The 19,990-nt window shown below is 61.4% G+C and carries 13 protein-coding genes; 2 read left to right on the forward strand and 11 right to left on the reverse strand.

Annotation, left to right across the window (positions count from 1 at the left end; all coding sequences use genetic code 11):
- Nucleotides 1-3 precede the first annotated feature (3 nt).
- From ACMX2H_RS05635 to ACMX2H_RS05670, 8 genes are read right to left on the reverse strand one after another with little or no spacing between them, the layout of a single operon-like run.
- The gene (locus ACMX2H_RS05635) at nt 4-879 is read right to left on the reverse strand and encodes a hypothetical protein (RefSeq protein ID WP_414959503.1); all 876 of its coding nucleotides are present in this window, start codon (nt 877-879) and stop codon (nt 4-6) included.
- Nucleotides 876-1,733 carry a prenyltransferase gene (locus ACMX2H_RS05640; protein WP_414959505.1) on the reverse strand — a complete coding sequence of 286 codons (858 nt, stop codon included), beginning with the start codon at nt 1,731-1,733 and terminating at the stop codon, nt 876-878. Before ACMX2H_RS05640 ends, ACMX2H_RS05635 begins: the two co-directional genes overlap by 4 nt.
- Nucleotides 1,730-2,077 (reverse strand): lycopene cyclase domain-containing protein, encoded by a 348-nt coding sequence (locus ACMX2H_RS05645; protein WP_414959507.1) that lies wholly within the window; start codon nt 2,075-2,077, stop codon nt 1,730-1,732. Before ACMX2H_RS05645 ends, ACMX2H_RS05640 begins: the two co-directional genes overlap by 4 nt.
- Nucleotides 2,074-2,463 (reverse strand): lycopene cyclase domain-containing protein, encoded by a 390-nt coding sequence (locus ACMX2H_RS05650; protein ID WP_414959508.1) that lies wholly within the window; start codon nt 2,461-2,463, stop codon nt 2,074-2,076. The genes ACMX2H_RS05645 and ACMX2H_RS05650 overlap by 4 nt, the downstream gene beginning before the upstream one ends.
- Nucleotides 2,460-4,178 (reverse strand): phytoene desaturase family protein, encoded by a 1,719-nt coding sequence (crtI, locus tag ACMX2H_RS05655; protein WP_414959613.1) that lies wholly within the window; start codon nt 4,176-4,178, stop codon nt 2,460-2,462. The genes ACMX2H_RS05650 and crtI overlap by 4 nt, the downstream gene beginning before the upstream one ends.
- A gap of 47 nt (nt 4,179-4,225) precedes the next feature.
- Complete coding sequence (locus ACMX2H_RS05660; RefSeq protein WP_414959510.1) at nt 4,226-5,110, reverse strand: phytoene/squalene synthase family protein; 885 nt, start codon at nt 5,108-5,110, stop codon at nt 4,226-4,228.
- Nucleotides 5,111-5,114: 4 nt separating this feature from the next.
- Nucleotides 5,115-6,206, reverse strand: coding sequence for a polyprenyl synthetase family protein (locus ACMX2H_RS05665; protein WP_414959511.1), 1,092 nt, complete (start codon nt 6,204-6,206; stop codon nt 5,115-5,117).
- Nucleotides 6,203-6,733: a MarR family winged helix-turn-helix transcriptional regulator gene (locus ACMX2H_RS05670; protein ID WP_414959512.1), complete on the reverse strand. Its 531-nt coding sequence runs from the start codon at nt 6,731-6,733 to the stop codon at nt 6,203-6,205. The genes ACMX2H_RS05665 and ACMX2H_RS05670 overlap by 4 nt, the downstream gene beginning before the upstream one ends.
- 517 nt (nt 6,734-7,250) lie before the next feature.
- Here ACMX2H_RS05670 and ACMX2H_RS05675 point away from each other — a divergent pair.
- Nucleotides 7,251-10,373 carry a DEAD/DEAH box helicase gene (locus ACMX2H_RS05675; protein WP_414959513.1) on the forward strand — a complete coding sequence of 1,041 codons (3,123 nt, stop codon included), beginning with the start codon at nt 7,251-7,253 and terminating at the stop codon, nt 10,371-10,373.
- A 3-nt stretch (nt 10,374-10,376) separates the two neighbouring features.
- Nucleotides 10,377-12,302 carry an AAA family ATPase gene (locus ACMX2H_RS05680; protein ID WP_414959515.1) on the forward strand — a complete coding sequence of 642 codons (1,926 nt, stop codon included), beginning with the start codon at nt 10,377-10,379 and terminating at the stop codon, nt 12,300-12,302.
- A gap of 37 nt (nt 12,303-12,339) precedes the next feature.
- On the opposite strand, the gene ACMX2H_RS05685 is transcribed toward ACMX2H_RS05680, so the two are convergent.
- From ACMX2H_RS05685 to ACMX2H_RS05695, 3 genes are all read right to left on the reverse strand, one after another.
- On the reverse strand, nt 12,340-12,747 hold the full coding sequence (locus ACMX2H_RS05685) for a very short patch repair endonuclease (protein ID WP_414959517.1): 408 nt from the start codon (nt 12,745-12,747) through the stop codon (nt 12,340-12,342).
- Nucleotides 12,748-12,943: 196 nt separating this feature from the next.
- On the reverse strand, nt 12,944-14,356 hold the full coding sequence (locus tag ACMX2H_RS05690; protein ID WP_414959615.1) for a DNA cytosine methyltransferase: 1,413 nt from the start codon (nt 14,354-14,356) through the stop codon (nt 12,944-12,946).
- A gap of 63 nt (nt 14,357-14,419) precedes the next feature.
- Entirely contained in the window at nt 14,420-19,990 is a 5,571-nt protein-coding gene (locus tag ACMX2H_RS05695; protein ID WP_414959519.1) for an ATP-binding protein, read from the reverse strand.

A 19,990-nucleotide genomic window follows, 5' to 3' on the forward strand; every position in this document is an offset into this window, starting at 1 on the left:
TGGTCACCGTTCAGTCCGATTGCCGGCGGTGCCAGTGCCGACACGGGTACCAGTGCCGACGCGGGAGCCAGTTCCAACTCGGGAGCCGGAGCCGGAGGCGCTCATGATGCGCGAGCCTGTGCCCGGCCCGGCGGCCACCGCAGCACCACGGCGGCGGCCATCACGTCTGTGCCCGTTGCGGCTTGGCGTGTGCAGGCGGCCGGGGGCAGCGCGCCTGGAATGGCTGTGGGCGGTGCGCGTGGAGCGGACCGCGAGGGCGGCGCCGAGCACCGACCCGACAAGGTTGGCGGCCAAATCGCCGATGGTGTCGTCATAGCCCACGCCGATCTCCGGCGTGATGTAGGTGTGGCCCAGCCACTCCCCCAGCTCCCACAGCACGCCCAGCGTCACGGTCGCGCAGACCAGCAGCACCGCCGGCACCACGGCGCCGGTCCATCCGCCGCGGCCCCGCCGCAGGCCGTGAGCCGCTGCCGGCATCCCCCGGTGCGTCGGGGTCCCCCGGCCCTCCGGCAGATCCGCGTCCGGCAGTTCCCTGTCCAGCAAGTGCGCCCGCAGCAATTCCGCCGCCAGCAGCGCCACCACCAGGCTGGCCAGCACGTGCATGACGGCATCCAGCCAGGCCACCCGATGGTAGAGCCCCACCGCGCTGAACCATCCTGCCGCCAGCAGCACCGTCTGGCCGGCAATATCGGCTGGCCGGCCCAGCAGGTACCAGCGCAGCAGCCACTGGCCACCGACCACCAGGAACATGGCGGCAGCGGCCGGCCAGCCCGCCACCAGCCAGGACACCGGCACCAGCACAGCGCCCAGCAGCCGGCCGGCGTCGGCCGGATACCACCGGTCCTGCGCCGGACCGGGCCGCTTGCCCGGCGTGCTCACCGGATCCCCGCGTACCAGATCAGCAGCATGGTGACCAGGAATCCCACCACGTAGTTCAGCCAGAGGAATCGCTTCCAGCCGGCATTCGCGGCGGCCGATCCGGCGTCGTCAATCCGGGCGAAGCGCAGCACGTTGACCAGGTACGGCAGCACCAGCAGCGCCGCCAGCGGGCCCGGCCAATCGGTGGCCAGCATCAGCAGACCGGCGGCGGCATAGGCCGCGGCGGCCAGCAGCACCGTGCGCCGGGCACCCAGCACCGTGCCGATCGATCCCAGCCCGGCCTCGCGGTCCGGGACCACGTCCTGCACAGCGCCAAAGGCGTGGCTGGCCATACCCCAGAGGAAGTAGGCGGCCAGCAGCGCCCACAGTTGCGGCGTGAACTGGGCGCCCGCCAGCACCAGCCCATAGACCGCGGGCGAGACGAAGTGCGTGCTGGAGGTCAGCGAGTCCAGGAACGGCCGCTCCTTGAAGCGCAGCCCCGGCGCACTGTAGGCGTACACCGCGGCCAGCGACACCAGCAGCACCAGGTTGGACGCCACGCTGCCGGCCAGCGCCAGCACCACCACGAACGGAAGCGTGGCGATGGCGCAGGCCAGCAGGATGGCGCGGTGCCGTGCCCGGTCCACCACGGCCCCTTCCGCCCCGCCCTTGCGCGGGTTGAGCAGGTCGGACTCGTAGTCGAACACGTCGTTGATGCCGTACATCGCCAGGTTGTACGGGACCAGGAAGAAGACGGTGCCCACTACCAGCAGCCAGTCGATCCGGCCGGCGGCCAGCAGGTAGGCGGCGGCGAACGGGTAGGCGGTGTTGACCCAGGACACCGGCCGGGACGTGATCACCAGTTCGCGGATCACCGGTCTTTCCCTCCCCTGCCCGTTTTTCCAGCACGACGACGGCGGGGGCCGCCGGTGAGCAGCAGCCAGACCGCGGGCAGCAGCAGCGCCGCGCCCAGCGGGTAGGCGAAGTCCTCGATCGGTGCCAGCCCGATCCGCAGGCCGGCCAGTGTGTGGCCGCCGTAGTCGAACAGCCCGGAGGCAATCATTACGTTGTCGAACACCGCGGTCAGCACCCACAGCGCCGCGATGGACAACCCGGCGGCCGCGGCGGCTCCGCGGGGCACCCGCCGGGCCAACAGGGCAACTACCACTGCGGCGAGCGCCAGGCCCAGGAAGATCCAGTTCAGTTCCAGGAAGCTCATGCCGTGCCCCCTGCCCGCGGGCCGCGCTCGTGTTCTACGAGCTGCGGGTCTTCCTCTGGGTCGGCGCGGCCGGCGGTGCGCCGGTGCCGGCCCCGGGCCAGCAGGCCGGTGAACAGGATCATGGTCTGGTAGCAGAGGAAAGCCAGGAAGAAGGCCTCCTCCAGCGGCAGCTGCGGGCCCAGCATGATGCCGGTCATCAGCGGCGACTCCCGATGCAGGAAGATGCCCAGCGAGATCGCCCAGACATCCCAGGCCAGGAAGTAGGCCAGCCCCACGGCCATGGTGATGGTGGCCGCCAGCGGCCTGGCGACGAAGAACAGCTTGTAGCGGGCGTCTAGCAGGGCCATGCAGCCCAGCAACACCACCAGCACGGCAAGGTAGATCATGCGCTGCTCCCCGCGGTGTCGGCGGACGGGATCTGCGCCTTCGGCGCGCCATCAGCCAGTGCGGTGCCGTCAGATGGCTGGCTGGCAGGTGATGCGCCGGAGGCGGCCGGGCCGGAGACGATCTGGCCCGAAGGTTCCGGCAGGGCGCCCGGTTTCTTGATCCCCTGAACCGCCTTGAGCACTAGTTCGGCGCTGATCAGGCACATTGGCACGCCGATGCCCGGCCGCACCGAGCTGCCCGCGTAGTGCAGCCCTTCGACTTTGCGGCTCCGGTTGCCCGGCCGCAGGAACGCACTTTGCCGCAGCGTGTGCGCGGGCCCCAGGGCGCTGCCGCGCCAAGCGTTGAAGCCGTCGACGAAGTCCGCGGGCCCGTAGGTGCGGCGGACCGCGATCCGGCCGCGCAGATTGGCGATGCCGGCCCAGTCCGCCAACTGGTCGATGGCCGCGTCCGCCACGGACTCCACGATGGCCGAGCCCTCGCCGTCGTCGCCGCCGTTGCCCCACGCCGGAGCCGCCGGGGTGGGCACCAGGATGAACAGGTTCTCGTCCCCCTCGGGTGCCACGCCGTCGTCTGTGGCGCTGGGCTTGCACACGTACAGCGACGTTTCGTCCGCCAGCGCGCGGCCGGCGCGGATCCGGCCGAAGTTGTCCTTCCAGTCGCGGGTGAAGAGCAGGTTGTGGTGCGCCAGCTCCGGCAGCTTGCTGCGCACGCCCAGGCAGACCAGCACCGCGCTGGGCCCGGGGTCGCGGCGCCGCCAGACCGGTTCCGGGTGGCTGCGCAAGTGGGCCGGGAGCAGTTCGGTCTCCACGTGATGGAGGTCAGCGGCTGCGACGACGGTGCGTGCCGGTGTCCGCTGTGTGGAGCCGTCGGCGTCGGTCCAGACCACCGCCTCGCAGCGGGCCTTGTCGCCGGAGGGACCGGTGATGATCCGGCGGGCGGTGGCACCGGTTTGGATCTGGACGCCGGCCTCGCGGGCCAGCCGTTCCATCGCGTCCACCAGCGCGGCGAACCCGCCCATCGGGTAGTACACGCCGTCGTCCAGGTCCAGGTGGCTCATCAGGTGGTACATCGCCGGCGCGCGGAACGGGCTGGTGCCCAGGAACACCGCGGGATAGCCCAGCACCTGCTGCTGCCGCGGCTCGGCGAACCGTTCGCGGACGTAGCGGTCCAGGCTCCAGCCCAGCAGCTTGGCCAGCCGCGGGGCGCGCCGCAGCACCTGCGGGTGGGCCAGGCCGCGGAAGCTGGCGAAGTCGTCATACAGGAAGTGCTCTTTGGCCAGACGGTAGGTTTCCGCGGCCTCGTCCAGGTAGCGGCGCAGCGGCTGTCCGGAGCCCGGCTGCAACTGCTCAAAAAGACCCACGGCGTGCTCGCGGCCGGAGCGGACCTCCGCCACCTCGGGGTGCCCTTCGAACCAGGTCCGGTAGGCCGGGTCCAGGGTGACGAGGTCCAGCTGTTCGGCGGCGCTGGTGCCCATCAGCCGGAACCAGTGGTCGATTACCTCCGGCATCAGGTACCAGGACGGGCCGGTGTCGAAGCGGAAGCCGTCGCGCTCGTACCGTCCCGAGCGCCCGCCCAGGCCGGAGCGCTGCTCCAGCAGGGTCACGCGGTGTCCGGCCTTGGCCAACAGCCCGGCGGTCGCCAGTCCGGAGATGCCGCCGCCGATGACCACCACGGGCTTTTCGGCGGATCCACGGGGGTGCGCGGCCGGCCCCATCTTGACCCTGCGGGCCGCCAGCCGGTGTTTGAAGGAGGTCAGGCTCATCAGGCGGCGCTCCGTCCGCGCAACCGCTGTCGGGCCAGGACCCGCAACGCGATCGCCGCCTTCTGCGGGGAGCCCACCCGGACGCGGCGGGACAGCAGCTCATCCGCGGGAACCCGCTCCAACCGGTTCACCAGTGCGCTGAACAGGCCATGGGCCAGTTCCACCGCGCTGCAGGCGCCGGGCGGGAGCAGCGCAATGCCCTTCCTGGCAGCATCCAGATCCTCGCGGATCTCGGCCACCAGCTTCAGCTTCAGCGGCTCGTCGAAGCTGCCGGTATCCGCCCGCGGGAAATAGCTGCGGCCCAACTCCACATTGTCCGCGGCCAGATCGCGCAGGAAGTTCACCTTCTGGAACGCCGCGCCCAGCCGGCGGGCGGCGACTGCGAGCTCTTCGTCGTGGCCGGGAACCGCACCGGGCATCGACTGGAACACCCGCAGGCACATCAGTCCCACCACCTCGGCGGAGCCGTAAATGTATTCCTCCAGCGAATCGTCCGTATGTGAGGCCACCGTGATGTCGGCGCGCATGGAGGCGAAGAACGGGCGGGTCAGGTCGGTGCCGATGCCGCGCCTGCGGGCGGTTTCGGCAAACGCGTGCACCACCATGTTCGTGCTGTAGCCGGAAAGCATCGCCGTCTCGGTTTCCCGTTCCAGCCGGTCCAACTGCTCCCGCACGGCCGCGGCATCCAGTCCGGCCGCCGCCGCGGCGCCGTCCACCGCCTCGTCGGCCACGCGGACCAGGGCGTAGATGTTGGCGATATCCCGGCGCCCCTCCGGGCCCAGCAGCCGGCAGGCGAGGCCGAAGGAGGTGGAGTAGGCGGAAATCACGACGCCGGCGCTCCGGCCGGCAGCGTCGGTATAACGCCTGAGCGGGTTCAGTTCCATGGCGTCAGTTCCCCCTGGTCAGCACGTGCAGGCAGACCGCTTCGAGGTTGGCCCGGGCTGCGGCGTGCAGCGGCAGTCTTCGGGATTCCTGCAGCGCCTCGTCCACCAGACTGCGGGCGAGGTCCTGGGCGCGGGTATCGGCGCCGCAGTCCTTGAGCGCGGCCCGCACCTGGTCTGCTTCCGCTTCTCCCCTGCGAAAAGCGGCCAGCAGGTCATCGAACCCGTCGGCCTCTGCGGCAAAGGCCGTCAGCACGGTGCGTTTGCCTTCGCGCAGATCCGATTCTGCCGACTTGCCGGTAGTATCCGGTTCGCCGAAAGTCCCCAGCACGTCGTCCACGATTTGGTAGGCGACGCCGATGCGGCGGCCAATCGCGGCCAGTGCTTCGGCTTGGCCCGGATCGACTCCGGCCAGCAAGGCCCCGGCCTTCAGCGGAGCTTCAAAGGAGTAGCCGGCGGTCTTCAGGCTCTCCATCTCCAGCACGTCCTGCAAGTCGGGCCGGTCCGTGGAGACGGACAACAGCACGTCCTCGAGCTCGCCGGCAGCAGAGGCGAACACGGCGTCGTGCATGGTGTCGGTCAACTCTTCGTCCTGCGGCAGGCCCGCAGCGGCCCGGCCGGCCAGCCGCAGCGCACCGGCGAGCAGCAGATCGCCGGCGATGATCGACGCCGAGTGGCCGAAGTGCTCGGCATCCGGCGTGGACAGTCCCTGCGCCAAGGCGTGGTCCCGGTAGTGGGCGCCGATGGTCGGTTGCCCGCGGCGGACGAAGTCGCGGTCGATGGCGTCGTCGTGCACTACCAACGCGGTATGGAGCAGCTCAAACGCGGCTGCCATTCTCGCGCAGCGGTGAGGGTCCACTCCATTGAAGGCGGTGTATGCCAGGTGCACCATCCTGGGCCGCAGCCGCTTTCCACCCTGCAGGGCCGACTCAATGTGGTCCCACATCAGCGGGAAGGACTGCGAGATCTTGCCGGCCTGTGCCCGGTTCTTGTCCACGAAGTCCAGCAGTTCCGCTTCGACCAGCGAACTGAACCGTGTCCAGCTGCCATTGTTGGACTGCGTCGGGGCAGGCTTCCAGCTGGTGGTGTTGGCAGTCATAACGGGCCCTTCCCGGTCAGTAGGGGGACAACGGGTTGTTCACTCGCCAGCTCTACAATGTGCTGCTCCATCGCCTGGATGACCCCACCCAAGTAGGCGACCACCGCCTCTTGCTGGTCGGGTTGCATGTCCCTGACCAGCTGGTCGGTCTGCTGGATCATCGGCATCAGCTTGGCCATCGCGAAGTCGGCTGCATGGGTTGTCGGCTCCACCATCGTGCTCCGCCGATCCACCGGATTCGGCACTCGGCGCGCATGGTCGGCCTTCACCAGACGGTCCACCACTGTGGTGGCCGCGGCAGTGGTGATGTGCAGGGCATCTGCCAGTTGGGACGGCGTCATCGGCCCCTTCGCCATCAGATGTTGCATCGCTTGAAAGTCTGTCTCGTTCGTCCCCATGACGCGGCGCATCTGGTACTCCACCATGTCGTTGAGCACCAGCACCCTACGCATCAACACTGACGCGGCATGCATCTCCGGCCGTTTCGGCTCTTCGTCCTCGCCCAAAACCACAACCCAACTGATCATCAGATTATCTAGCTACATGATGGTCTAACGAAGTTCGTTTGTCGAGAGCAAAGCGATCTGGGTCCGATGCTCGGCCAGACCCACCAATCCAGATTGGGTGGGTGTGAGGCCGGATCCAGCAGAAGAGAGGATTCCGAGCGTCGACCACAGGCTCCGTGAGCGCATCGTCGGGGTGCACTGCGCCCCGCAACTCCTGACCTAAAGGCATGCGCGGCGACACGAATCGGGCCGGTCTGAGCCTTTCTCAAAAATATAGATATATTGGGTTCTAACTAACCCATTCTGGGAAAACACATATTGTCGGGTGCAGGGGGCCACCATCAATATCGATCGCTGTGGATACCACCCACAACCTTCTGATCTTTCTTTGCTCGGCGATGGTCGATTTGGTCGCGTACTGCAGATAGGCCATCGCCCCATAGATTTGAACATTGCGAGTGACACCCGCGTTCTCGCTGCTCCGGAAACGCTTCCGCCCCTCCCGCCTGGTATTTACTGGGCCATAATCGACGGAACCATGGATGCGCTTGTCTTTCACGGTGACCACGTGTCGACGGTGCCGCCTCGACCGGCGGAGGATATTCCCCTTGCCGATGCGACAGAGAGTGATCTGGGACCTGCTGGCTTGGAGTGGCTGGAACATTGGTGGGAACAAGGGACAGATGTCCATTCCCCCATGTTTCCGGCTCAGGGAGTCGCAATTTCGCGTTCCACGGGCCGCGACGCAGTGATCATGTCCCGGCACCTTCAAGGAACCTCCTGGTCATATCGTGTCCGCATTGATGGTCGGCCAGAGTTGGTCTCCGAAGCCGATCTGGAGCCGATCCCCGAAACCAGCAGAGAGGAAGACTGGGTATACGAGCCACCCGCTGATGCACAAAGCTTCGCAGCCATGTTGACGCGGGCTAAGCTGAATCGCGGCGTCACCGACGCGCTGTTCTCTTATGGCGTTTCGAAAACTAGCATTCTTCCGTATCAGTTCAAACCCGTCCTAAAGTATCTGGACTCTGCAACCGAGCGCATGCTCATTGCCGACGAAGTTGGATTGGGCAAGACAATCGAAGCCGGGTTGCTCTGGACCGAGATGGCGGCACGCGGACAAGCGGACCGGGTCATGGTTGTCTGCCCTTCAGTTCTAGTCGAGAAGTGGCGATCGGAAATGCAGGCTCGGTTCGGTTTCGAACTTGAGAAGTACTCAACTGCAGACCTTTCCAAATTGGTAGAGCGACTGGAACAAGGTTCACAGCCCAACCGGCTTGCCGCGGTCGTTTCCCTGCAGACCTTTCGTAACTTTAAGGAGCTCGGGGAGCTCGAAAGCCTGAACTTCAGCCTCGATCTGTGCATCGTTGACGAAGCGCATCAGATGCGGAATTCTGGAACCGCCAGCCACCGGCTTGGCCTGCTGCTCCGCGATTGGTCCAACGCCATGGTTCTGCTCAGTGCCACTCCTCTAAACCTAGGCAATCGGGACTTGCTTTCCCTGATGCAGCTTCTCATGCCAGGTGAAGTTGAAACCGAGCAGGACCTCCAGGCCCGTCTCGATCATCATGAGCCCTTACAAGCGCTTCGACGTAGTGCAACGGATCCCACCATTTCCAACGAGCAGAGACGGCGCTGGCTGCGGGGTATTGGTTCGTCCGCCATGGGATCCGCCCTCAGGCAAAGGGCCGCATATATTCGGCTCGAGGAGCTGCTCGAAGGCGACGAGTTCGGCCCGGAGCAGGCGCCGGTTTTGCGGGAGTCATGCTCCCAACTGCACGGCCTGTCAGCGGCGATTACTCGGACGAAGAAGTCCGAGGTTAACGAGGCAACGACTGTGCGTGAGGCAATAAATAAGCCCGTTAATTGGACGTCCGCTGAGCAGGATTTCTATGACGCTTACTACGCATGGATCCGGGAGGTCGCCCTTGAACGGCAGCTTCCTACCGGGTTCGCCCTGCAAATGCCATTGAGACTGGCGGGCAGTTGCCTTCCAGCAACGGCTCGCAGCGTTTTGCACGACGAATTCGATGACGATAACGGGGACGGGCCCGTGCGAACGGGCCATACATTCCTGCAACAGGAGACCCCTCCTCCAAACGTCACGAAACTTGCAAGGGCGCTCTCAGGGATCGACAGCAAATTCGACGCCTTAGTATCGGCCATCTCGTCGGCCGAAATGCGCGGCCGCCAGGCCTTACTCTTCACTTTCTCTCGTAAAACCCTCGACTATCTCTATAAGCAGCTATCCGGATCATTCCGCATAGCTGCGCTCCATGGCGGAGTCAGCGTGGAGGACCGAGAGGCGATCATGAGAGATTTCCGGTCAGGTCGATACGATTTGGTAATCGCCACCCGCGTCGCAAGCGAAGGCCTTGACTTCGAATTCTGCTCGCTCGTGGTCAATTACGATTTGCCATGGAACCCGATGGAGGTCGAACAGCGAATCGGTCGTATCGACAGGCTCGGCCAGACTTCCGAGAAAATCCTGATCCTCAACTTTTCGACGCCAGGAACAATCGAGACCCGGATTATGGAACGGCTATTAGACCGGGTGGGTGTATTTGAACATTCCATTGGTGATCTTGAACCTATTCTGGCCGAGACCTTTGACGAATTCCAAGAAGTGGTTCTGGATTTTAGACTTACACCTGAAGAACAGGTCCGCAAGCTCAATAAAGCAATTGCGGCGGTCGAACAAAATCGAGCGGATTCAAAACAGCTGGATTCGGCATCCTCCAAGCTGCAAGCAGAGGACCAATTCGGCATTGAAGCAGTGGAGAAGCGGGTCGCCCGAGGCCGGTATCTCGGCCAACAAGAGCTTGCGACTCTCGTTGCAGATTGGACGAATATTCGAGGTGGAAAAGCTGACATTAACGCAGCAAAACACGAACTTCGGGTGTCCCTAAGTAGCGACATGCTGCATCGCTTGGTGGCTTGGCGACGAGAGGAGGGCCAGACCTCGTCGGAGATCAGCCGAGTGGAACACCTTGCTCGCCAGAAATCTGCTGTCCACGTGTGGCTGGACTCAGAGACGGCTCGAGTCGATGGTGGAACTCTTTTAAACGGTCATCATCCTTTGGTTCAGATTGCCGCGCACGACTATGCGGAACACAACGTTCCGCGATTCTCCATCCTTCGGGCAAGAGGGAACGAGGAGTGCCCGCCGGGCGACTACCTCGTTGCCATAGCTGCCGCCGAATGGCGTGGTCTTCGGCCCACCAGCGAGCTGTGGACTGACGCCATCGACCTTAGAACAGGGCGCCGAGCCGCCGAGGCTGTCGGAGGCCTGCTCTTCACGGCGCTTGCAGCAGGAACTCTGATGAACGGCCCAAGTGGCCTTCATCCAAGTGCCGGGACATATGCGAGCGTAGTTCTCGACGCTCTCCGTCAGCGCCGGCAGGAGCTTGAGCAAGACCGACGTCGTGAAAATAATGCACTTGTTCTGGAGCGCAAAATGCGCGCCGAACAGGTCCACAAAAACGAACGGCGGTCCATCCTAAACCGCATGTCGCAAGCGCCCTCCATGCGCCATGCTTTCGAGGGGCAGCTGCGGCGAAGCGAGAACCGGTTCAACGATTCAATGGCGCGCATCAACGCAAGCGACCAAACCAGTCTCGCCCTCGAAGAGCTCGCCATTGCACAGTTGGAAGTGATCTAACTATTGGATGAGAAGCAACGGACGCTCGCCTTCGAGAACTCCATGAATAGCCGTTACCTCAAAGCGCTTGAGACCAAGGAAGTTCACAAGGTCGCAGGGATGAGACCGCGGCCGGACAAGTTTGGACCACTGGCCGGACGAGTATCCCTGCAAGGTGAAAAACCTGGAACTTTTGAGGATTACTACATCGGGCCGACCCATGTAAATCTCGAAGGCTTGTATGTTGTCAGTTGGGCTGCTCCGGCGGCTGCAGTGTTTTTCGGAAGTTCGCAGGAATGGGATTCACAGAAAATTCGTGTGCGACGAAGATTTGTCAAGCGCATTGAAAGGTTAACGAACTACTCAGACGAATGGGTGGTGCCGAAGGAGAAGGAAGCCTTCCCTTCGCCGAAGCCTACGCAGACACAGGCGCTGCCCACCCCTGCACGACCCTCAGGCCCGTCGGCGAGATCCTGGCTGGCGAAAGCTCAGGCTAAACAAAAGGTTGAGCTCGCCTCGCCGCCCGCAGAGGCCCCGACTCCAGTACCGGATTCTACTTCGCACTTGTCAGAAGACGTGTCCACGGTTGATGATCTCCTGCGGGTGACCCTCTCCGCACCACGCAGTCTAGGGCTTGAGTCCGTGTTGTCGACTCTCCAGGCAGAGCAGTACTCCTTGGTGACGTTTGCCCCCGATAAGTCACTCGTCATACAAGGCCACGCAGGCACAGGCAAGACGATCATCGCCACGCATAGGGCCGCTTGGCTCGTCGACGCACAACGCACTGGTGTCGCCCACCAGCGGGTTCTGCTCCTAGGACCAACGCCCGCATGGGAAGACCATGTGAGCACGGCAGTCACCGAACTCTCCGGACGGACGCAAAACGTCATGGTTGGTTCGGCGTTGGGACTGATGCTCGATCTCTTAGATATTAAGTCCGAAAAGACGACTACAACGCGCTCTACCGAAACCAAGCCGGTTCCGGCCGGAGCCGATATCGCGGTAGCCGCCTTTGCCGATGATTGGAAGCGGGAGGCCCAGCACCGAGACTCTTTAGACCGGTTCTATGCCGACTTCGTCGGGGCCAACACAACGATCAGCGCTAAGTTGCGCAAGCCGGTGGATGCTTGGCGAAGGGCGCTTCCACGCGATCTAGCCGAGGCAATTCTGGATCCTAGCCTGTGGCCGCTCCTTGCATTTATGAAGATCTGTCTAGTGCCCGCGGCCAAGTTTGAGCATGTAATTGTCGACGAGGCACAGGATCTGACAGCGTTTGAATGGCGGGTCCTGGAAGCACTGAACGCGGGCACATGGACGTTGGTTGGCGACATGCAGCAACGCCATTCCCAGCGGACCTTCAAGCGCTGGAAGGACATCAGCAATTGGTTGACCGGAAGCACTTGGGACGAACGAACCATTAATGATGGATACCGGACTACTCAGGCCATCACAGAATTTGCTGCTTCCCTCCTTCCGCTCATCACCAGACACCGACGTCAATCTCCGCTTGGCAGGGGGAAGGCACCGAGCGTAATTAATGCCCAAATCCGGCGGCGAAGCATGGAATCGCTCGCACTCGAAGAGTGCCAGCGCCTGGCTTCGGAGTATCCGGTTGGAAGCATCGCTGTTATCTCGCCACTGGTTGGGCAAGTCGCACGGGAAGCGAGGAAGTCCGGCTGGCAGGGCGAGGGACGTTGGACTCAGGTCGACAAGCAAGGGAAAAAGTATCAGTTCCTGACGCCCGAGGACGCTCGGGGTCTCGAGTTCGATGCCGTAATCGTTGTTGAGCCCGCAGTCTTCAGAGCTGATACCGGCACTAACGGCCGACTGTATACCTCGCTAACGAGGGCGAACCATGAGCTGGTGGTTATCCACGACAAGCCGCTCCCGGCAGCACTGGCGCGAGCCGCCACACGGCTGGTGTCGACGAATGCTTTTAGCGCGCCATAGCGTCGCCTCCCGCAGTCCGAAAAATCTTATTTATTCGCTATCCCAAGAACAGTTTGACACGGCGGATAATGTCGTCGTTAGCCAAAACTTCACACTCCCAGACGTCAAGGTACTTCCAGCCTTGCTCCAGGAGTTGCGTTCGCTGCAGGGCGTCCCGCTTCTGATTCCGCTGCCGTTTCTCAACCCAGAACTCAGTGTTGCTTTTCGGTACTCGTGAACCGACCGGACAGTCATGTCCGTGCCAAAAGCACCCATTGACAAATATGACTTTCCTTCGGCCGGCAAACACTATGTCCGGTTTGCCCGGTAGCCTGCGATCATGGAGCCGATACCGAAGCCCGTCGCGGTGCAACATGCGCCTTAACATGATTTCAGGCTTCGTATCTTTGGAACGAATTTTGGCCATGTGGGCGCTTCGCCGTTCAGGGCTCATGAAGTCCGCCATGCTCTTATCCTAGTTGGCTCGCTCGCACATCGGGCCGGCGGAAGGTGCGCTCACAACGGAAATATTCGCTTCGCTCGGTGGGCGACCGGGGAGTGCGTCGGCGGCCACATCGAGCCCGGCCGGGCAGAACAATTGCTTGCGGCAGCGAATAACGCTTTCCGATTAGTAGGACAACGCATCAAGAACTTGTGGAAACTTATTCTGACGCCGAAGTTCCTCCGTACTCTTCCAGCAGCCCTGAGAGAAGAGTGCCCACTGCAAGCGACTGCCAAGGTGATACCGCATTCCCTACCTGCGTATACTGCGGCACTTCCAACTTCCGTCGGTGAGCACCAGTAGTTTCCCTGCCCAGGAACTCAAATGAATCGGGAAAGCCTTGGAAACGTGCTAGCTCCCGAACGGTAAAAATCCTGGATTGCATGGGATGGACGTAGTCATCAGGCAGAGTAACGACTGTTCGGCTCGGTTCGATGGGGCTGAGCACCTTCTGGCTGTGTTTCCGCGTCACCAGTTCAACACTAAGATCGACCAACTCGTCCAGAGAAGAGATTGTCCTTACTGCCGAAGGGCGTGCAGAACACTGCAGATTCAGCGGAAATTCGACGTCCGCTAAAGCACGCTTCGCCATCGACTTCTGACTTTCCAGGTCCTTAGAGCTCATCTGGCTGAGTAGCCGTTGATCAATGCCATTGCTATGCATCATCCGGTAGAAAGAGAACCGAGTAACAACAATATCCGTGTGCCGCCTAGTCGTGTGATTCGGAGGACCGTTCGAAACGTCGCTGCGTTTGGGCCGAACGGCCTCCTCCGCTTTCTTTAGTTTGGCTAAGTATTCCCCGTTCCGTCCGACGTCGGCTGCGTCCCAACCACCCAAATCAGAGATGGCATCACGGATGCTGAATGCGCGATTCGAAAAGGTGGTTGGGACGGGCGCTAGCGGCGGGATATCGACCACCTGGTCTGCAAAATTTGACTTCCAAATCCCAGGAGTGGCCTGTATTCGAAGTCTCTTTGCAACGTCACTTCTTAATGCGATTAGCATTAGTCGAGGGCGAAACTGGGGAGCTCCGTAGTGCACCGCGTTCACGCGAACGGCTTGGACAACGTACCCGGATCCGATTTTGGTGAGGGCGGCCTGCAGCTGAGAAAAGGAGGATTCTTCGCCCTTAACAAAACTCTGGCTCATTCCGACGACATTTTCGATTACGACCGCTTTTGGCTTGGTCCGTTCCACGAAAACCAGATATTCCCAAGCGAGCCTGTTCCGTAAGTCATCCTTGAGTCTACGGCCAGCGAGTGAGAACCCTTGGCACGGAGGGCCGCCCACTACGGCATCAAGATCCTGATCACTGAATTTACCCATCAGGCCGTCATCGGCAAGCACGTTGGCCAGCTCACTCACTAACACTTTGCCTTCGAACTGACGCCGGAGACTCAGCTGCAGGTATTGCTGCCAGACTCGCGCGTCCGCCGCGTCCCCGACGTAGTTATGGAAGAACGTTCGCGCGGCCATGTCTGACTTCTCTACGGCCGCGACAAGTTCGCCCCCCGCCCGTTCCATACCCAACGAGAGACCACCACAACCGGAGAACAGGTCAACGAACTTCATCACTGGTACATTCTGACAGAACCGGACCTTATTCCTTGGGCACGGCGCACCGATCCTCACACATCAAAGCCCGTACCGCTCGTAATATGGCACCACGCGAATGAACCTGCCTTCGTCACACCCCAAGGACTTATACAGCACTTCGTGTTGACGCAACTCGGGGATTCTCCGGGGCACATCGGCCGAAAGGTCCGGCAGTCCCAGTGTTGCAAGCTCCCGCCCGTTCACGGATGGCACCTTGTGGATGAACCACGTCCGCAATGGTTGGCCGTAGTTCTCGCGGCCCTCCCTGAAATGCGAAAGATACTGGGACGCCAGCATAACGCCGTAGCCGAACTGTCGACCCTGCAGCATCAAATCCATCAGTACCTGAAAGTCGTATCGCATGATGTTGACTGCCTCGTCGACCAATAGGAACGACTTCAGGTACCGAAGCTGGGGGTCACTGCCCTGGAATGGCGGTTTGTCCCCCCTCAACATGTTGTCGTAGTACAAGTTCAAGAACAGAGCCACGAGCGCATTCTTGGCGCTTTGGTCCGGGCCCAGTCGGTCTAGCGCAACAATAAGCACTTTGCCTTCGAGCAACTCGCTGAATGGCTTTAGAAGTGCCCTATCTGCGCTAAAAATTCCGCTGAGCACGAAGCTATCAAGAATAGACGATACGGAATCTGGATTGCCCGACTTGTCCAAGTACTCCGCCCTAACCTCAGCAAGTGTCGGCGGCCTGTTGTTATTCCGTTCGTATAGCTCCCTGACAGCCTCGTTCAAAAGGCTAGCTTGCACCGGGCCGACGCCCCGATATATTTTCCTGAGCACGTCGACAAATGCTGCCGCTTGCTGGTATGGCAGCCTTGAATGCTCCCCCGTTACAGGCATGAATACGTTCACCGGTATCTGATGTGGTTCCAGGACAACGCCACCGACTCGGCTGACGAACTCCTCCTTCTGGAAGTCGCCCTTGTAGTCAAAAATCAGCATCGATGTGGACTCGTGCGGCTGATTTTCAAGTGTTTGTTCCCGGATCTGCGAGATCAAGGCCTTTACGAGTTCAGTCTTGCCTGTTCCCAGGTCGCCGACGATGCCAACGTTCATTTGGTTGAGCTTCGTGTTGCTCGGCCAAAAATCGACGCCGGTCTTCCCCAGGGCTCCTAAGAGATGGCCAACCCTGATTCGGACCCCGTCACCGGCTATCCGGGCTGAGGAGAGTTCCCCATCGCCCAGTGACCCCGGTTCAGGTGCGAAAGAAGCCTTGCGCTGATCTTGAGCGACCGCATCCTGCTCTGCCGGCCCTTGGCCGCTAGGCGTGAACGGTTCTGGCACCGGAAGAGTAGCGTGTCGGCCAGCGGACACCGCGAGAGTGCCATTTCGGTAATTCAAGTCTTCGTCGGGACTGCCTAGCTCGGAAGATACGTCGTCCGGCTCGGCCACAGACCAGTTGACCAATTCGCACCAGCGCTCTGTAGCCTCGCACGGATCAGCCGAATCCAAACTTTCAAAAACTGTCCCGGTGTCTGCAATTAACGCGCCGACTTGAAATTCGTCGCTGCCCGCTCTTCCGACATAAAAGGAGTCACCGGTGGAGGTCGTAGCGCCGTGTTGAAGATATGTAAGGAGCGGCTTGCCCACACGAACCTTCAAGCGGCCATCGACCAACGCGGCAAGGCGGCTGGCAAAGTCCCCCGGGGAGCCCGCAAGCACGGGGTTGAGCCGCGCCGCGGTCTCAACTAAGGTGGCCAGGCTATTCATCCAGATGACCTTGTCCGCGCCCGAAACTTCAGCAGCCCTGAGCTCAATTCCTTTCAGCAATCGATAGCTGGCCTCGAGTTGCGCAAAAGGCTCTTTCAGCGCCGCTGAGTTCGGACTCGGAAGTGTGGAGCTCATGGAGTCACCATTGAGTCCATAGCATTTGATCTCCACTGGAGAAAGAACGATTTCGTTTTCGTCCATGGCTATGAACAGCAAATCCGCACGACGCTGGTGCTGGCCGTGATTCGCCTGCCCGGCAAGCGTGCGCAGGAAGTAGTCCGCAGCATCAATCGGAAGAACAAATCGGTTCGTCGTACAGGAACCTGCCCTATCGAAAAGCCCGAATGTGAGGAAGAATCCCAGGGCACCGGCCACGTGTGTTCCCCCCATCGAGAGAAGCGAGGATAGGCCGACGCCACGGCTACCAAGTGTCGACATGACAGTAGCTTTCAAATCAGAAGTGTCCTGCCGACCCGTTGCTTTCGTCAGGAGGCTCTCAAGCTGATTCCCGAAACTGTCAGGGACTTTGGCAATGGATACAAAGGGACGACGTTCCATAAAAGGAACGTCGGTGGAGCGCTCGAACACAGGCGGACGCCATTCCCACAGCATCCGCGCACCTCCGCCGTGCGCATCCATCAGCTCAGCCATGATGGCGGGACTAAGGAACGATTCGCCCATGACGGTCCAGTCTGCCGTCGCATCTGCAACGTCACGGCGCAGCATCCCTGCCTCGACGACGGGGGCAGAACCTTCGGATTCACAGGCTGCGAGGGCCCTGCTAAATGGGATCCATCCCATTTCACCTGGAACCGCAGGTTGGCTCAGGCTGAGTCGTCTGTCCGTCAGTCGGTTCAGGTTGCTTTCGAACCGGCGTAGGGGAACGCCACCCAGCACGCCGTGTGCCGTCCCACCGTCCGCAACCCGGACGGTCGTGCCTGAGTCTTGAAGTAACCGTATGTTGCACCAGGCCTTTGAATCTGATTGCGGTGCGTATCTGGACCAGGTCAATAGCATGTCGTGATTCTCGCGGACCAATTTTGTGACCGCGTCTCGGGGCACCGGCCCCTCGCGCCTCACCGAGTCGAGCACTCTGAGGCCGCCCATAAGCCGTCCTGTCTCATCTTTGCCCCACTCCTCCGCGACGGCTAGAACAGCGTCGTCAATCTCGGTGAGACGTATCTGCCGGTCCTGCGCGTGAAGGTCTACTGTAAGCGTCGTGATGTGGGGATGCATTCTTCGGAAGGATCGCAACGCCGCATCAACAGCTGTCGCGTTGAGTCCGCTCACAGCCGTTCCCGGTGTTACCGCATTTCCGATCCGGTCTGGCGGGGACAGCCGCCGGGGCTTCGACCTTCCAGGAGGAAGCATCATCGACCAACCCAAGAAGATTTGGTCCTCCCCAGAGTCCGTGGGAACCGCCAACATACGACCCGAGCTAGACTCCCCAGGACCAACTAGTGGGAGGTTCCAGCCTTCGATCGAGCCGGCATGCTGCACTGAATTCACGGCTTCGAACAGTACGTGTTCCGCACCCGTTAGCCATGCCAGCCGCAGCGGATGGAGCGGGCTCAGAAGGACCGCCTGACAGCCTGCATCACCCTGGACATCCCAGACGCTGACTGACATCGGATATGCCGCCCAGAAAACGTTTTCATCCTTACCTGTAGCCCGGGCAGCGTCAACAAGTTGTGCATAAGCATCCAAATATTCACCCAATACCGGGGTTGCCCAAAGCGACCGCCAAGACGTCCGTGATGGCCACTCGTAATCGACTCCCTCACCTCGGACATCCTGCCGCCGGAGATGGTCACTCAGGTTCAAGGCCCGAAAGGCATCACGGAATCTCTCCGCTTCGACGCTGCGTACGAAGTTTTGGTCCAGCTCAAAATAGCTCACACTGCCAAGGGCTGTCCGCGCGGAGTCCGGCATGAGAATAGCCCCGTCGTCTTGAGGGCGTACGTCCCAGATGCGCGTCGACTCGTTGCTAGGCATCATTATGTGACCGAGGGCCGCTACAACGGAATCGTCTCCGGCGACTAACCGGCTGGCATAGAATGCCTCGGCCTGCCCTCGGACTGACCCCTCCGTCGCTGCTTTGGGTCTGTCGGGTACAACTTGTTGCTTGACTGCCGCAGCGAGGAGCGCAGATTGTTGGCCTCCGCCCGCTGCGACAGGCCTGACCCGGAAGGAATGGCCGTTGGCCACAAATTCGCTATCACCAGTGGGAGTGAAACGTAGTGGGAAGAGCCCCTTCAGGACGGGATGCATCTTGAGCGCAACACCATCCAGCAGCGGTTGATCCTCGGCGGAAGCGTGCCACAGCATTGCTTGATACCCACCAGCCACCTCCGGGAGTTCCTCCGCAAAATCCTGCTGAGGCTCATCGAGGCTGGGCGACGGGATCCAATTCATCGGTCCCATATACCTTACTTTTCCCAGCGCCCCCGATTTCTTGAATGGAGCTGCAGCCAGGAACGTCTGCATACCGGAAAAGACGTACGCCTTGGTAGTCAGGTCACTTCGGATTTTATGGGAAAGGGGGTCGTTGGCGGGGAGCGACACTCTGAGTGATACAAGCCGGAATGGCGCGGCGCTCCGTCCCGTTCCGTTGGGTTTGACAAATCGACCAACGGCAACCAAGCTACCGTCGCCTGCCACTTCAACGTCTCCCACCCAGTTCCCGATATTTGCAGGCAGGATTTTGAAGGTCAACAGAGAAGAGCGGGCATCGGCAGGCTCTATAGGCTCCAGGGTCGGAATTCGAATCGTTAGAGGCTCGGATTGCAGCTGGCGATCTCCAGCTGTCCCATCGGAAGAAAAGGGAATGAGGTAGGGGCTGTCCGGGAGCTCCGGGTCGAGCACGAGCGACCCACCCCTGGAGAAGGCAATATCAATTCTTTCGGAGCCGCTGTCCTCCCGGGCCGGACTCCTAAACTGTCCTTCGCTCAAATCCGAGAACCGCTCAATGTTTTCTGGCGAGACGCCGATAACTTCGGCTAATCCCAACCATGTACTGCCTGATCTGGACACAGCGTCATCAAAGTCATCAATTACGAAGTCCTCAAGCGCGTGTTTGCCGCCCGCAGCTTTCACCTCGGGACGAGTAGCTAGCTGTCCCGCGCTCATCCGAAAGGTTTCCTCGTCGCTCCAACTCTCCGACAAGGAATCTCCGAGCGCCACCGCCGCAGATACAGAGGCAACGAATGACTTTGCGGTGCCGGGAGTGGGTTTTGGGAGGGCGAAACATGCGTACGCATACGCTGCTAGGGCCTCCGGCAGTTCGAGAGGAGAGCCAGCAGACCTCAGATGGGCGAGCATAGCCCAGAGGTTGATTATTCCGCGATCGACGTGCGCAAACCAAGCCGCGTTCCAGCTTCTTCCAGTGTCCGCCGACCGCGAATGGACTGTCGAAAGTGTGGAAAGGCAGGACGCAAGTATCTGAGAACAGCGCGCTCGTTGGCTATCGTTCAGTTCGGCAACGCCGAATTCTCCGACAATTTCATCAACGATCAGAGCGGAAATCTCAGGGAGGGCGATTGGCCCTCCGGCTTGTTCTGGAAAGCTCTGACCGAAGACCTCGCGAAAGACTTGGATGAAGGATGAAAGATCGGGTTGGCGACCATATACGACAGCCAGATGATCACCTTGGCGATATTGAATCGTGTGCTGAGGATTCACGCGTGGACAGTTCGCATCGTCGAGAGACGAAGTCCCCGCAGTGACCAGAAGGGCAAACGGCGGCGTCGTTGGTCGGGCCAGGTTGGCAGACCGGACGATCTCCTCAGCGGAGTCCCTGCCGATTCCCTCAGGCAGGTGGACGTGGACGAGGCCGTTAGTGGCGGCGAGGGCTCGACCCAGAACTTTGCCCAACGAAATGGATGCCAT

The sequence above is a fragment of the Arthrobacter sulfonylureivorans genome (assembly GCF_047607445.1).
Taxonomy (GTDB): Bacteria; Actinomycetota; Actinomycetes; order Actinomycetales; family Micrococcaceae; genus Crystallibacter; species Crystallibacter sulfonylureivorans_A.